Below are 15,607 nucleotides of genomic sequence, written 5' to 3'. Positions count from 1 at the left end.
GGCAGGATTCATTTCCAAGCCGGCGGTCGAGCCATTACTGTCTGTCCATCGCACTCCCAACCCCGGAAGGAGCAACACATGGCCATTTCCATCGGTATCGCCAAGAAGGATCGTGAAGCCGTCGCCAAGCACCTGTCCAAGCTGCTGGCCGACACCTATTCGCTATACCTGAAAACACACAGCTTCCACTGGAACATCACCGGCCCGCAGTTCAACAGCCTGCACACCATGTTCGAGACCCAGTACAACGAACTTTGGCTGGCCGCCGACGAAGTGGCCGAGCGCATCCGCACGCTGGATGTGTTCGCGCCCGGCTCCTACAGCCAGTTCGGCAAGCTCACCTCGATCAAGGAGGAGGTCGGCGTGCCGGAGTGGAAGGAGATGGTGAACCAGCTGGTCGAAGGCCACGAGATTGCCGCCCATACCGCCCGCGGCACCATCAAGGCGGCCGATGTGGCCGGCGACGAAGGCACCGCCGACATGGTTACCGGGCGGTTGAAGGAGCACGAGAAAACCGCCTGGATGCTGCGCTCGCTGCTCAGATAAGCGCGCCGAAGAGCGGCTTGCAGGCTCGAAAACAGACGGCGCCATCACCCGATGGCGCCGTTTTCGTGTCGCCGGCGTGGCCGCCACAGGAAAATACAGGCAGCGCCGAACGCCGGAATCTGCCGCCGCCCCTGACCTTGCGCTGACCGCGGCCTACGATCTTTATTGAGCCCGATGCCATGGATTGGTTAAGCTCCGCAGGCTTTACCGCCTGTTGCGCAGGCTTCCGCCGGGGATTTTTTTGAGCGCCACCGCAACAAACCACAACAGTCGGTATCCGCTGCTCACGGCGATCGTGCTTGCCCTGGTCGTGGCCGCGATGAACATCGGGCTGTGGTGGTGGAGCAATCTGCCGCACGGCCCGGACGACTGGCACGGCAAGATCGGCGGCTTTGCGTTCTCCTCGTTCCAGCGCTACCAGGATCCGATCAAGCAGGACTATCCCAGCGACGACGAGGTCGATCGCGACCTCAAGCTGGTCGCGAAGTACTCCGACCGCATCCGTACTTATTCGATGCAGGTCAATCCGCAGACCTACCGGCTCGCCGCAAAAGATGGCCTGGACGTGATGGCCGGCGCCGAAATCAGCCGGCGCATGGAGAACAACGAGAAGGAGATCGACACGCTGATCGCGATGGCGCGTCGCTATCCCGACTCGATCAAGCGGGTGATCGTGGGCAACGAGGTGCTGTTCCGCAACGACCTCACTCCCGAACAGATGATGGTCTACCTCGACCGCGTGCGCGCCGCCGTACATCAGCCGGTATCGATCGCCGAGCCCGAATACATCTGGTTGAAGTATCCGGAGCTGGCCGACCATGTCGACTTCATCACTATCCATATCTTCCCGTTCTGGAATGGCATACCTGTAGTAGCGAGTGCCCTCGACCCGGCACAGCGCGCTCCCGCGCTGAATGCGGCACTGGGCTCGTACGAGGTAATACAGCAACGCTTCCCCTACAAGCACGTCGTGGTCGGCGAGATCGGCTGGCCGTCCAACGGCGACCGTCACGAGCACGCCGATCCGTCGGTATCGAACGAGGCGATCTTCATCCGCGAGTGGCTGCTCGCGGCGAAGCAGCGCAACATCGACTACTACCTGATGGAAGCGTTCGACCAGCCGTGGAAGGAGCAGCTGTCGGGCCGCACCGAGGCGTACTGGGGCATCTTCAACGCCGATCGTCAGCCGAAATTCCCGTTCACCGGCCCGGTGACCGAGGACATCGCCTGGCCGTGGAAGGCGATTGCCGCCAGCCTGCTGGCGCTGCTGCCGATGATCTTCTTCGCGCGCCGCTTCAGCCGCTTCAAGCTGATGGGGCGGTTGTTCTTCTGCATGCTGATCCAGCTGGCCTGCGGTCTGATCACCTGGTCGGCCACGCTGCCGTTCAACTTCTATCTCAGCTGGGTCGACTGGACCATGCTGGTGCTGTTGTTTCCGGCGCAGATCGCGATCCTGGCGATCCTGCTGATCAACGGCTTCGAGTTCACCGAAGTGCTGTGGCGGCGCGAGTGGATCCGTCACGCCGGCATGCTCACGCCCGACCCGCCTGAGAAACAGCCGTTCGTGTCGATCCACCTGGCCTGCTACAACGAGCCGCCGGAGATGGTGATCATCACGCTCGATTCGCTGGCCGCGCTCGACTACGCCAACTTCGAAGTGCTGGTGATCGACAACAACACCAAGGACCCGGCGGTGTGGGAGCCGGTGCAGGAGTACTGCGAAAAACTCGGCAAGCGCTTCCGCTTCTTCCATCTGGAACCGTGGCCAGGCTACAAGGCCGGCGCGTTGAATTTCGGCCTGAAGGAAACCGACCCGCAAGCCGACGTGGTGGCGGTGATCGATGCCGACTACGAAGTCCGCGCCGACTGGCTGGCCACCCTCACCGGCTACTTCCACGACCCAAAGGTGGCCGTGGTGCAGTGCCCGCAGGCGCACCGCGAGTTCGAGCACAACGCGTTCCGCCGGATGACCGCGTGGGAGTACGACGGCTTCTTCCGCATCGGCATGCACCATCGCAACGAGCGCAACGCGATCATCCAGCACGGCACCATGACGATGGTCCGGCGCACCGCGCTGGAAGGCACCGGTGGCTGGTCGGAGTGGACGATCTGCGAGGACGCCGAGCTGGGCCTGCGCCTGATGCACTCCGGCTACGAGCTGGTCTACGTCGACGAGCTGATGGGCAAGGGCCTGACCCCGGCCGACTTCAAGGCGTACAAGAGCCAGCGCTACCGCTGGGCGTTCGGCGCGATGCAGATCCTCAAGGGCCGCTGGAGCTGGATGACCCAGAAGGGTCCGCTCAGCGCCGGCCAGCGCTTCCATTTCCTCACCGGCTGGTTCAGCTGGTTCGCCGATGCGCTGCACCTGATCTTCACTCTGATGGCGCTGTTCTGGACCGCCGGCATGGTGGCCTATCCGCAGTACTTCAGCCTGCCGATGCAGCTGTTCCTGATCCCGGTAATCGGCTTCTTCTTCGCCAAGGCGATCTTCGGCATCGTGCTGTACCGCGCCCGCGTGCCGTGCAGCTGGTACGACACGCTGATGGCGTCGCTGGCCAGCATGGGCCTGTCGCATGCGATCGCACGCGGCATCCTGCACGGGCTGACCCGCGAGAAGACTTCGTTCGTCGTCACCGCGAAAAGCCGACGCCTGGGCGGCAGCAACTTCGCCGCCTTCGCGCCGGTGCGCGAGGAAGGACTGATGGCGATCGCGCTGATGCTGTGCATCGTGGGCATGGCCGAGGGCTACGGCACGCACTACATCGAAGGCACGTTGTGGATGTTCATCCTCGCCGCGCAATCGATTCCGTATGTCTCGGCAGTGATCGGTGCATGGATCGCGCACAAGGCGGGCGACAAGGCAGGTTGATATCGCCTCGGCGATATCAACAAATCAAGCATGACGCTCTGGCTCTGATACCGAGGTAACCAGCAGCGTTCATACCCAGCCAACACCGACTTGGGTAAGCTCCCCTCACTCGCGAAGACGCCATCGAGGACGGAACCCCACGCATGCGCCGAATCCCCCGACGCCTGAGTCTGCTGTTGCTGCCGCTGGTGCTGTTGTCGACACAGGCCCGCGCCGGCGTGCAGCTGACCGTGGATGGCGTCGCGGATCCCTTGAAAGGCGCGGTGATCTCGGGCGTCGAGCTGTCGCAATACGCCACGCGTGACGTCAGTGACGCGCAGGTGCGCCGCCTGTACGAGCGCGCGCCCGATCAGGTGAAGTCTTCGCTGGAACCCTACGGCTACTACGAAGCCACCGTCACCGGCGCCCTGCAGCAGGTCGGCAAGGACTGGCAGGTCACGCTGCATGTGCAACCCGGCGAGCCGGTGAAAGTCACCGCCGTCGACGTGCAACTGGACGAGACCGCTGCCGCCATCGCGCCGATCCGTCGCGCGCAGCGTGCGCTCGAACGCATGAAAGGCAAGACCCTCGATCACGGTGCCTACGACAGCGCACGCGACGCGCTGAGCGCACAGCTCACCGCCAACGGTTTCCTCGATGCCCGACTGCTCACCCATCGGGTCGAAGTGACCCGCGCCAATCGCAGCGCGACCATCAAGCTGGCCTGGCAGGCTGGCCCGCGCTACCGCTACGGCAGGGTGCATTTCGAGGGTTCGCAGTTCAACGACGGTTTCCTCGACCGCTACGTGCCGTTCAAGTCCGGCGACTACTTCGCGCAAGACCAGTTGCTGGAGCTGCAGCAGGCGTTGAACGGCGCGGACTATTTCGCCGTGGTCAACGTGCTGCCGGACGTGGACGAGGCAAGAAACGGCACGGTCGACGTCACCGTGCAACTGGCACCGGCCAAACGCACGATCTACACCGGCGGCCCGTTCATCGGCACCGACACCGGCTTCGGCCTGCGCGGCGGCATGGAGCGGCGCTGGGTCAACCGGCGCGGGCACAAATGGAAGAACGAGCTGGTCGTGGCGCAGCGACTGAAGACGCTGTCCACGCTGTACTCGATCCCGCTGCCGGGCACCAACCAGCGCAGCTTCAACTTCGGTGCGAACTTCCGCGACGCGAATACCGCCACCTCGCAATCGCGCACGCTCGAGCTGGTCGGCAACGAGGCCCGGCTGTGGCGTGGCTGGACACGTACGCTGGGCGTGCACGCGCTGTCCGGCACGTTCACCGTTGGCAAGCGCGGCAGCGAACCGGACAACACGCCAGGCATCGAGCATGGCCACAGCACGCTGGTGTTCGGCGAGGCCTCGCTGTCACGCAAGCGGACCGACAACCCGACGTTCGCGCGCCGCGGCTGGTCGCTCAACCTGAGCGCGCGGAGCACCGCCGGCACGCTGCTGTCCGACGCCAGCTTCAGCCAGCTCGCCGCCGACGCGAAATGGATCCGCGCGTTCGGCGCGAAGAAGCGCAACCGGCTGATCCTGCGCGGCAGCGCCGGCTATATCTGGACCAACGATTTCACCGCACTGCCGCCGCAACTGCGCTTCTTCGCCGGTGGCGACCGCTCGGTACGCGGCTACGGCTACCAGTCGATCGGTCCGCGCAACAGCGACGGGCGAGTGATCGGCGGCACCAGCCTGCTGGTCGCCAGCACCGAGGTCGAGCATTACTTCACACGCAACTGGGGCATGGCCGCGTTCGTCGATGCCGGCAATGCGTTCAGTGGCATCGACTATCGCCCGAAGATCGGTGCTGGCCTCGGCGTTCGCTGGTTGTCGCCGGTCGGCATGATCCGCGTCGACCTGGGCACGCCGATCCACGACTCGCGCAACCATGGCATCGAGTTGCACCTGGTGATCGGGCCGGATTTCTGAGATGACCACGACGACCGCCACCGTTGCCGTTCCCCGCCGCCGTCGCTGGTTGCGCTGGCTGGGCCTCGCCTTGCTGCTGGTCCTGCTGCTGCTCGCCATCACCGCTGGCTGGTTGCTCGGCACCGGTGCCGGCCTGCGCTTTGCGCTGGCGCGGGTGCAGGCCGCCACCGATGGCGCGCTGCGCGTGCAGCATGCACAGGGGCGCCTGATCGGTCCGCTGGATCTGGCTGGCGTGCGCTACGACGACGGCAAGGGCACCGTGGCGAACGTGGCGAAGGCGCACCTGGACCTGCGCTTCTGGCCGCTGCTGGCCAGGCGCGTGCATGTACTCGTGCTGGATGTCGATGGCGTCGTGCTGGCATTGCCCAAGCCGGCGCCGGAACAGATCCCCAACTCCGGCAGTTTCTCGCTGCAGCCACCGGTCGAGCTGATCCTCGATCGCGTCCACGTCGGCACGGTGAAGGTGACCCGGGACGGCCGGCCCCTGTTTGCCTCCAGCCGGCTCGACCTGGCCGGCAGCTGGACCCATGACGGCATCGAACTCCACCGCCTCGCCCTGCAGGCGCCGGACGGCCACGTCGATCTCGCCGGCACGCTGGCGATCGGCATGAACTACCAGGGCGGCGGCAAGGCCGGCTTCGCGTGGAAGGTCGGCGGTACCGGCTATGCCGGCAACCTCGTCGTGCACAGCGACAGCAGGCAAGCGCATCTCGATCTCAGACTCAGCGCACCGACCATTGCACAGCTGCAGCTGGATCTGAGCCAGAGCGGCGACTACGCCTGGACCGGCAAGCTCGATGTGCCGCGTTTCGATCCGAAGCCACTGCTCGGCAACAGCTCGCTGAAGGTGCTGGCAGTTGCCGTGCAGGGTCATGGCGACCGCTACGGCGGCGCGCTCGATGGTCGGCTCGACCTCAACGACTACCAGCTGTTGCTGCGGCCGTTGCGCGCGCAGTTCAGCCACGACTTCAACACGCTGACCCTGCAGCAGCTCGACCTCGGCTCGCCGCAGATCAAAGGCAGCGTCGCCGCCAGCGGCGTGGTGCAGCTCGATGCGAAACCGCTCAGCGCCCAGCTCGACATCCAGTGGAACGATCTGCTGCTGCCGCAGGAGCTGGTTGGCCAGGTGCTGACCAGCCACGGCGTGCTCAAGGCCAGTGGCACCGTCGACAAGTACCACGCCGAGGGCGATGTCGAGATCGGGCCGCCCGGCAAACTGGCGAAGCTGGCGCTGAACCTCGACGGCAGCGCGCAGCGGATCACCCTGCGCACGCTGGCATTGAGACAAGCGCAAGGCAACGTGCAGGCCAGCGGCACGCTGACCCTGCAACCGAGCTTCGCATGGCAGGCCGAGGCCAGCGCCAGCCGATTCGATCCCGGCCAGCTGTTTGCCGGCTGGAACGGCGCACTGGATTTCGACATCGCCAGCAGCGGCACGCTGCCGAAGGACGGTCCCGATGCCACACTGGAAATCCGCAAGCTGGTCGGGAAGCTGCGTGATCGTGCGGTCAGCGGCAAGGGCAAGCTGCACCTGTCATCGAACGAGGTGATCGACGGCCAACTCAACCTCGCCTCGGGCGGCAGCACGGTGAAGCTGGATGCCAGGCCCGGCGCTGAAAACAATGCCGACCTGCAACTGGCGATCGCCTCGCTGGGCGACTGGCTGCCGAATGCCGGCGGCCGTCTGGACGGCCATTTCACTATCCGCGGCAAACAGCCGAAACTCAGCATCAATGGCCAGCTGCATGGCCAGTCGCTGGCCTGGCAGCAACAGAAGGCGGACACGCTGCAGCTGATCGTCGGTCTGCCCGACATCAGTCGCCTCGCTGGCAAGCTGGATCTGCAGACCAGCAACGTGTACCTGCAGGGGCTGACGTTCCAGCACATCAACCTGCTCGCCGAAGGCAGCCAAGGCGACCATCGGTTAAATGTGGACGCGCGCGGCACCCAGCTCTCCGGCAAGCTGGTCCTGCACGGCGCACGGAAGGGTTCGGCATGGAATGGCACGCTCGCCACGCTCGACCTGGAACCGCAGGGGATGCCTGGCTGGCGCCTGCAGCAGCCGTCGCAACTGAGCTACAACGACGGCGCGATGAGCCTGTCCGAACTGTGCCTCAGCGCTGGCGATCCGCAGCTGTGTGTGGCGGCGAAACAGGACAAGCCCGGCAATCTCGACGCCAGCTACCGGTTGCATGCGCTGCCGCTGGCGCTGCTGCTGAACGCGGCCGGCGACGCCGAGCTGCCGATGCGCGCCGACGGCATCCTGGAAGGCAGCGGAAGAATTCGCCGCAGCGCCGCCGGCGCGCTCAGCGGCAACGCCTCGATCAGCTCGACGCACGGCAGCATCACCTATACCGATCATGCGGATGCGCCACTGCTTCGTTATGACCAGTTGCGCCTGAATGCCGAACTGACGCCGGCCAGCCAGCGCATCGATGTACACAGCGGGCTCGACGATGGCGGCCGTCTGGATGGCCAGATCACCATCAGTGGCGCGCAGCAGACGCTGGGCGGCCAGCTCGATCTGCGCCTGAACAACCTCGCCTTCATCGAGCTGTTCAGCAGCGAAGTGGCCAACGTCAAAGGCGGCGTCGACGGCAGCTTCCGCTTCGCCGGCACGTTGAAGCAACCAGCGATCACCGGCCACGCCGACGTCCGCGAGTTCGCTGCCGAAGCGCCTTCGGCCGGACTCAAGCTGACCCAGGGCCGCCTCAGCGTCAGCACCGTCGACGCCCGCCAGTTCCTCGTCAACGGCAGCGTGCAGTCGGGCAAGGGCTCGCTGGCGATCCATGGCACCGCCGGCCTCGGCGCAGACGGTACCGGTCAGGGCAGCCAGACCGCGATCACACTCAAGGGCAGCCAGTTCACCGCCGCCGACATTCCCGCGGCGAAAGTGGTGATCTCGCCCGACCTGACCGTGAAGCAGGACGCCAAGGGCATCGACATCGGCGGCGGCCTCACGATCGACAGTGCCGACGTGAATGCCGACAAGCTGCCCGGCGCCGGCGCCACCCAGGCTTCCCCCGATGTGGTGGTGGTCGATCAGAAACAACAGGAACAGGCCGCCAGCAAGCTGCCGATCAGCGCGCTGGTCAAGGTCGATCTTGGCCGCAAGACACATATCGTCGGCATGGGTCTGGACGGCCGCGTGACCGGCTTGCTGACGGTCAGCGAACGTCCCGGCCGTGCCACCACCGGCCAGGGCCAGCTCGCGGTGGCCGGCACCTATCGCGCCTACGGCCAGAACCTGCAGATCCAGCGCGGCCAGCTGCTGTTCGCCAGCACGCCGATCGACAATCCGGGGCTGAACATCCGCGCCGTGCGCAAGCTCAACCCGAACGCCACCATCGACGAAGGACAGGAAGTCGGCCTGCTGGTGAGTGGCACGGCGCAACGGCCGATCCTCACCGTGTTTTCCAATCCGGTGATGGAACAGTCCGATGCGCTGTCCTACCTGATCACCGGCAAGCCGCTGTCCGAGGTGAAGGGTGGCGAGGGCAGCATGGTCAGCGCCGCCGCGCAGGCGCTGGGCTCGGCCGGCGGCGATCTGCTGGCCAAGCGCATCGGCTCCAAGCTCGGCGTCGATGACATCGGCGTGTCCAGCAACGAGGCGCTGGGCGGCAGCTCGGCATTCACCGTCGGCAAGTACCTGTCGCCGCGGCTCTACCTCAGCTACGGCGTCGGCCTGTTCGAGCCGGGCGAAGTGATCACCCTGCGCTACCGCTTCGGCAAGCGCTGGAACTTCGAGGCCCAACAGGCCACCGATTTCAGCCGCGCCAGCTTCAACTACCGCTACGAAAAGTGACCTGGCTCAACCCAGGTACAACGATGGTGTCGCGCTGAATCCGGCCTTGACGTGCCTGGCGGTGTCGTCGGCCAGCACCTCGGAGTCGCCCGCCTCTATACCGGCAAGCACGGCCTGTGCAATGTCCTCCGGCCGCGATTTCGGACTGTCGACGCCCTTCACCATGTCGGTATCGATATAGCCGGCGTGCACGCCGACCACCTGCGTGCCCTGCCCGCGCAGCTCGTTGCGCAGGCCGTTGGTGAGTGCCCAGGCCGCCGCCTTCGACACCGAGTAGGCCCCGGTGCCCGGCAGGCTCGCCCAGCTCAGCGCGGACAACATGTTGACCAGCGCGCCGCCGCCGTTGGCGCGAAGCACCGGCGCGAATGCGCGACTCATCGCCAGCACGCCGTAGAGGTTGGTGTCGAGCACGTTGTGCAATGCCTCCACACCGTTCTCGCCGAGCAACGGCTCGTCGCCGATGATGCCGGCGTTGTTGATCAGCAGATCGACGTCGCCGCACTGCGCGGCAGCGGCGGCGATGTCATCGATCTTGTTCACGTCGAGCCGGACCGGCACCAGGCCTTCGAGCACGGGCACGCTGGATGGATCGCGCGCACCGGCGTAGACCTTGCGCGCACCGGCGGCGAGGAGCGCCTTGGCGTAGGCGAGCCCGAGTCCACGATTGGCACCGGTGACGAAGGCAATGCTGTTGTTGATTTTCATGGATCGATACCTTGGCAAGGAGAGAGGGAATGCCGCGTGCTCAGCGCGAGGCTTGTGCGGCAGGGGATGCATTCAGTTGCACGGTGACCGTGCTGGAAAGTCCGGGACGCAGCCGTGTCAGCGCAGCTTGCCCGGCCTCGAAACGGATGCGCACCGGCACGCGCTGCACGATCTTGGTGAAGTTGCCGGTACCCGGCTCGAACGGCAGCAGCGAGAACTGCGAACCGGAGCCGGGCGCAAAACTTTCCACGCGACCTTTCAATGTCCGGCCGGGCAAGGCGTCCACCTCGACGCTGGCGGTCTGGCCGACCACCATGCGCGCGGTCTGGGTTTCCTTGAAGTTGGCGATCACGTACAGCGCGTCCAGCGGCACCACGGTCAGCAGGCGCGTGCCGGGCTGCACGTAGTCGCCGGGTTCGACCTGGCGGTCACCGACCACCCCGTCGATCGGCGCACGTACCAGCGTGTTGGTCTGGTCCTGCCGCGCCAAATCGAGCGCGGCTTTCGCGCTCGCTACTGCCGCTTCCGCCTGCGCCAGGGTGGCCTGCAGGGTCAGCCGCTTGGCATGCGTCAACGTCGCCTGATCACGGCTCACCGCGAATTCCGCCCGGCTGTGGTCCGCGTTCGCCTGGGCGGTGACGGCGGCGGCGTGGAACTGCTCCACGTCGCGTCGCGCCACCGCGCCACTGACGACCAGGGCGTCGTAGCGCCGGCTGTCGGCCTCGGCCAGCGCCTGCTGCGCATCGAAGGAACGGATCGACGTCTGCGCCGCACGCACGTTGGAACCGGCAAGCTGCTCTTCCGCATCCAGCGCCACCAGTGCGGCGTCTGCCGCCGCAACGCCGGATAGCGCGTTCCGCAGTTCGGCGCTCGCCGACGCCACCTTTGCGTTGAACTCCTCTGCATCGATGCGCACCAGCGGATCGCCCCGATGCACGTGCTGGTCGTGCCGCACCAGTACCTCGGCCACCAGCCCGCGCACCTTCGGGGCCACGACCGAACTGTCGGCCTGCAGGTAGGCATTGTCGGTGGATACGCTGCGCTTGGGCGCGACGATCCAGAGCGCGCCCACGACCGCGATGACCAGCGCCACGACGGCGACGAGCAATGGTTTGCGCGACCATGGCGTGCGCGGCGTTGCCGGCTGTTCGACGACTGGCGTGCGTGGTGTGGCGTCGGCGCTCATCGTTTCGTCACTCGAAAGGTGGAGGTGGCCGAGGCATGCAGCCGGCCGACTGCACCGACGGGGCGGACATCGACTTCGCCGGGCATGTTCATGACGGCAGCCCGAAGCGCTGCTTCAACTGCGCGCGCGAGGCGGCAAGGATCGCATCCGAGCGCTTCGCATCCGTCTCGATCCGCGCCAGCGACAGGGCGCCGATCAGCTCGGCCATCATCGAACGCGCCTCGGCCTCGGCCGCCGCATGTCCCAACCCGGCCAGCTTCTCGCCGAGCCGGATGGTGGACTGCCGCACGCCAGTGACGAACTGCTCGCGCGCCGGGTCCGCCAGCCGCGGCACGTCCGAAGCCAGTGCCGCCATCGGGCATCCGAAGCTGCGCGCGTCACGGTGCTTCTTCGAGAGATAGAAGTCGATATAGGCCGCCAGGCCTTCGGCCGGACTCCGTCCTGCCGTGTCGTGCTCCAGCCGCGCGCGCGCGTCCTCGAACATCTGGCCGATCGCGGCGGCGACCAGTTCGTCCTTGGACTTGAAATGGGCGTAGAAGCCGCCGTGGGTCAATCCCGCCTCGGCCATCACGCCGGCCACGCCGACACGATCCGGGCCGTCGGCGCGGATCGCCTTCGCCGCGGCCTGCAACACGGTGGCGCGGGTCTTCTGCTTGTGTTCGGTGTCGTAGCGCATGACCGCCTCGCTTTTTTACATGATCAGTATCATACTATGATTTCCCGACAATGCAAGTGCTGCCCGTGAACACCTCCGCGACCCTTTCCCGATCGACACCCATCGCGCCCGCCGAGCTGCCGCTGGCGCGCAAGTTCCTCATCTTCGGGGTGATGGCGTTCGGCATGTTCATGGCGCTGATCGACATCCAGATCGTGGCCGCCTCGCTCAACGACGTGCAGGCGGGCCTGTCGGCCGGGCCGGATGAAATCAGCTGGGTGCAGACCGGCTACCTGATGGCCGAGCTGGTGATGATTCCGTTCGCCGCCTTCCTCGCGCAGGCGCTGTCCACGCGCTGGCTGTTCGCGCTGTCGGCCGGCAGCTTCACGCTGGCCAGCGCGCTGTGCGGGATGGCCTGGGACATCCAGTCGATGACGGTGTTCCGGGTGATCCAGGGCTTCGTCGGCGGCGCCATGGTGCCGACAGTGTTCGCCACCGGCTTCGCCCTGTTTACCGGCAAGCAGCGCGCGCTGATCCCGGCGATCCTCGGCATGGTCTCGGTGCTGGCGCCGACGCTCGGGCCGACGGTGGGCGGCTGGCTCACCGAGGCGGTCGGCTGGCGCTCGATCTTCTACGTCAACATCGTGCCGGGCATCCTGGTGACTGTGTTGTCGGCGCTGCTGGTCAAGGTGGACCGGCCCAATCTGGCGATGCTGAAGAAGATCGACTACGTGCACCTGGCCGCCATGGCGTTCTTCCTCGGCGGGCTCGAATACGTGCTGGAGGAAGGCCCGCGCCACGAATGGCTGGGCGACCCGACCATCGCCACCGCAGCGTGGCTGTCGCTGGTCGGCTTCGTGCTGTTCCTGGAGCGCTCGTTCCGCTCGTCCGATCCGATCGTGCGGCTGTCGCCGTTCCGCCAGCGCAACTTCGTGTTCGCCTGCCTGTTCAGCCTGGTGATCGGCTTCGGACTGTATGCGGCGACTTATCTGGTCCCGGTGTTCCTCGGCCGCGTGCGCGGCTACAACAGCCTGCAGATCGGCACCACGGTGTTCGTCACCGGCGTCGCGCAGATCGCCAGCACGGTGGTGGCGGCGCGACTGTCGCAGCGGGTCGATGCGCGCTGGACGATCAGCGCCGGGCTGTTGCTGTTCGCCGCCAGCCTGTGGCTGTTCTCGGCGATGACGCCCGACTGGGGCTTCGCCGCGCTGTTCTGGCCGCAGGTTCTGCGCGGCTTCGCGATCATGCTGTGCATCGTGCCGAGCGTGAACATGGCACTGAACGGTTTCGCGATGGCCGAGCTGCGCTACGCCTCGGGCCTGTTCAACCTGATGCGCAACCTCGGCGGCGCGATCGGCATAGCGGTGGTCAACACCTGGCTGCAGGGCCAGACCCGCATCCACGCGGCCCGCTTCGGCGAGAGCCTGGGCGAAAGCGGCCGCAACGCACCCGAGGTGATTGCACAACTGGCCGGCCGGATCGGTCAGGTCACCACCGATTCCGCGCACGCCGTGCTGATGGCGCAGGGCGAACTCGGAAGGCTGGTGTCCCGCTCGGCCACGACGCTGGCGTTCGACGACGCGTTCCGGCTGATGGCGTGGATGTTCGTAGTAGCGCTGCTGTTGGTGCCGCTATGCCGAACGCCGGCCGAAGCCAGTCCCGCGGCGGCCGAAAGCGCGCATTGACCTGGCTTGCCGTCGGTCCGGCGCGGGCAGCCTCCGATCGCTAGCCCATCAGTCATGCCCACAACGGCAAGGTGGCGGACTATCGTGGGCATTCCATCCTGCCGGGACATCAAACCATGCAACGCATTCGTTGGATTCTGACCGCCGCCGTCCTCCTGTGCGGATCGAACGCATGGGCGGCCACGCCCGCGCCGGCACAGCACGCTGCCGACCATCCTGCCGGCGTGGATCGGGCCGGCATCGACCACAGCGTGAAACCGGGCGACGACTTCGACAGCTATGCCAACGGCAACTGGCGCAAAACGGCGGTGATCCCGGCCGATCGCGCCAGCACCGGCATCTTCCTGCAGGTGTTCCAGAAAGCCGAACAGCGCAACGCCGAACTGATCAAGGCCGCCGCCGCGTCGAATGCGCCCGCCGGCTCCAACGAGCGCAAGATCGCCGATTACTACGCCGCATTCATGGATCAGGCCGGCATCGCCAAGCATGGCCTGAGTCCGCTCAAGCCTGAACTCACCAAGATCGACGCGATCAAGACGCCTGCCGATCTCGCCGGTGTTCTGGGCAGCCAGCTGCGCGCCGACGTCGATCCAGTCAACGCGACCAACTTCAGCACCGAGCATCTGTTCGGCCTGTTCGTCACGCAGGGGCTGGCAGATTCCGCGCACAACGTGGCCTACCTGCTGCAGGGTGGCCTCGGCATGCCCAATCGCGACTACTACCTCGCCACCGACAAGGACATGGCCGGCATCCGCGCCAAGTACCAGGCCTACATTGCCGCCCAGCTGAAGAACGCCGGCATCGCCGACGCGGACGCCAAGGCGAAGGCCGTGTTCGAGCTGGAAATGAAGATCGCCAAGGTGCAGGAAAGCCTGGTCGACAGCGAGGACGTGCACAAGGCCAACAACCCCTGGAACACCGGAGACTTCGCCAGCAAGGCACCGGGCCTGGACTGGGCTGCGTACCTGCATGCTGCCGGCCTCGACACGCAGAAGCAGATCACCGTGTGGCAGCCGAGCGCGATCCGCGGAATTTCCGCGCTGGTTGGCAGCGAACCGCTGGACACCTGGAAAGCCTTCCTCACCTTTCACACCATCAACCACAGCGCCGGGCTGCTGCCGCCTGCATTCGCCGACGCGGGTTTCGAGTTCTACGGCCACACGCTGCAGGGCACGCCGAAGCAACGCGATCGCTGGAAGCGTGCGATCGGCGCGCTCAACAATGACCTGGGCGATGCGGTCGGCCAGATCTACGTGAAGAAATACTTCCCGGCCTCATCCAAGGCGCAGGTGAAGCAGATGGTCGACAACATCCTCGCCGCGTTCACCGATCGCGTCGATCAACTTGACTGGATGACGCCGGCCACCAAGCAGAAGGCCAAGGCAAAGATCGCTACAGTCCGCGTCGGCGTCGGCTACCCGGAAACCTGGCGCGACTACGCCGATCTGACGATCAGCCGCGACGACCCGGTCGGCAATCACCTGCGCGCCGAACAGCATGAATACAAGCATCAGCTGGCCAAGCTCGGCCAGAGCGTCGACAAAGGCGAGTGGTGGATGACGCCGCAGACCGTCAACGCGGTGAACCTGCCGCTGCAGAATGCACTGAACTTCCCCGCCGCGATCCTCGAGGCGCCGTTCTTCGATCCGAAGGCCGATGCGGCGTCGAACTATGGTTCGATCGGTGCGGTGATCGGCCACGAGATCAGCCACAGCTTCGACAACACCGGCGCCGAGTTCGACGCGCAGGGTCGACTGGCGAACTGGTGGACGCCGGAAGACCAGGCCCACTTCAAGGCCACCGGCCAGAAACTGGTCGAACAGTACAACGCCTATGAGCCGCTGCCCGGCCTGCACATCAACGGCCAGCAGACACTGGGCGAGAACATCGCCGACGTGTCCGGCCTCACCATCGCCTGGATCGCATATCACAAGTCGCTCGGCGGCAAGCCTGCGCCGGTGATCGACGGCCTCACCGGCGACCAGCGCTTCTTCCTCGCCTTCGCGCAGTCCTGGCGCACCAAGACTCGCCCCGCCGCGCTGCGCGCCCAGGTGATCGGCGATGGCCACGCCCCCGGCAGCTTCCGCGCACAGACCGTGCGCAACATCGACGCCTGGTACGACGCGTTCTCGCCCAAGCCCGGCGGGAAGCTCTTCCTGGCGCCGAAGGACCGGGTGAAGATCTGGTAATTGCCGCCAGATGAGGAAACAAAAGGGCCGTGATTCCAGCGAATCACG

Annotated in this window: 9 protein-coding genes; 6 read left to right on the top strand and 3 right to left on the bottom strand. The window is 65.9% G+C overall.

Features of this window, described 5'->3' with window-relative positions; translation table 11 throughout:
* The first annotated feature begins 78 nt into the window (after window positions 1-78).
* The 4 genes from EAH75_RS15855 to EAH75_RS15840 all read left to right on the top strand — a co-directional run bounded on the left by EAH75_RS15855 (window position 79) and on the right by EAH75_RS15840 (window position 9,139).
* Entirely contained in the window at window positions 79-546 is a 468-nt protein-coding gene (locus tag EAH75_RS15855; RefSeq protein ID WP_140653163.1) for a Dps family protein, read from the top strand.
* A 241-nt stretch (window positions 547-787) separates the two neighbouring features.
* Entirely contained in the window at window positions 788-3,415 is a 2,628-nt protein-coding gene (locus EAH75_RS15850) for a glycosyltransferase (RefSeq protein ID WP_140806175.1), read from the top strand.
* Window positions 3,416-3,558: 143 nt separating this feature from the next.
* Window positions 3,559-5,334 carry an autotransporter assembly complex protein TamA gene (locus tag EAH75_RS15845; protein ID WP_140806173.1) on the top strand — a complete coding sequence of 592 codons (1,776 nt, stop codon included), beginning with the start codon at window positions 3,559-3,561 and terminating at the stop codon, window positions 5,332-5,334.
* 1 nt (window position 5,335) lies between these two features.
* Window positions 5,336-9,139 carry a translocation/assembly module TamB domain-containing protein gene (locus EAH75_RS15840; RefSeq protein WP_140806172.1) on the top strand — a complete coding sequence of 1,268 codons (3,804 nt, stop codon included), beginning with the start codon at window positions 5,336-5,338 and terminating at the stop codon, window positions 9,137-9,139.
* A 6-nt stretch (window positions 9,140-9,145) separates the two neighbouring features.
* On the opposite strand, the gene EAH75_RS15835 is transcribed toward EAH75_RS15840, so the two are convergent.
* The 3 genes from EAH75_RS15835 to EAH75_RS15825 form a co-directional block, all read right to left on the bottom strand.
* A complete protein-coding gene (locus tag EAH75_RS15835; RefSeq protein WP_140653155.1) occupies window positions 9,146-9,844 on the bottom strand; it encodes an SDR family oxidoreductase in 699 nt (232 codons plus the stop codon).
* 40 nt (window positions 9,845-9,884) lie between these two features.
* Entirely contained in the window at window positions 9,885-11,030 is a 1,146-nt protein-coding gene (locus EAH75_RS15830) for an HlyD family secretion protein (RefSeq protein WP_140653153.1), read from the bottom strand.
* Window positions 11,031-11,118: 88 nt separating this feature from the next.
* Entirely contained in the window at window positions 11,119-11,706 is a 588-nt protein-coding gene (locus EAH75_RS15825; RefSeq protein ID WP_140653151.1) for a TetR/AcrR family transcriptional regulator, read from the bottom strand.
* 65 nt (window positions 11,707-11,771) lie between these two features.
* On the opposite strand from EAH75_RS15825, the gene EAH75_RS15820 reads away from it, so the two are divergent.
* The gene (locus tag EAH75_RS15820; protein ID WP_241668967.1) at window positions 11,772-13,370 is read left to right on the top strand and encodes a DHA2 family efflux MFS transporter permease subunit; all 1,599 of its coding nucleotides are present in this window, start codon (window positions 11,772-11,774) and stop codon (window positions 13,368-13,370) included.
* A gap of 116 nt (window positions 13,371-13,486) precedes the next feature.
* A complete protein-coding gene (locus EAH75_RS15815; RefSeq protein ID WP_140806169.1) occupies window positions 13,487-15,559 on the top strand; it encodes a M13 family metallopeptidase in 2,073 nt (690 codons plus the stop codon).
* The last annotated feature ends 48 nt before the right edge of the window (window positions 15,560-15,607 follow it).

The organism is Rhodanobacter glycinis (assembly GCF_006438785.1).
Classification (GTDB): Bacteria; Pseudomonadota; Gammaproteobacteria; order Xanthomonadales; family Rhodanobacteraceae; genus Rhodanobacter; species Rhodanobacter glycinis_A.
The sequence above is the reverse complement of the archived record's forward strand: the minus strand, read 5'-3'. Positions and strand labels throughout refer to the sequence as shown.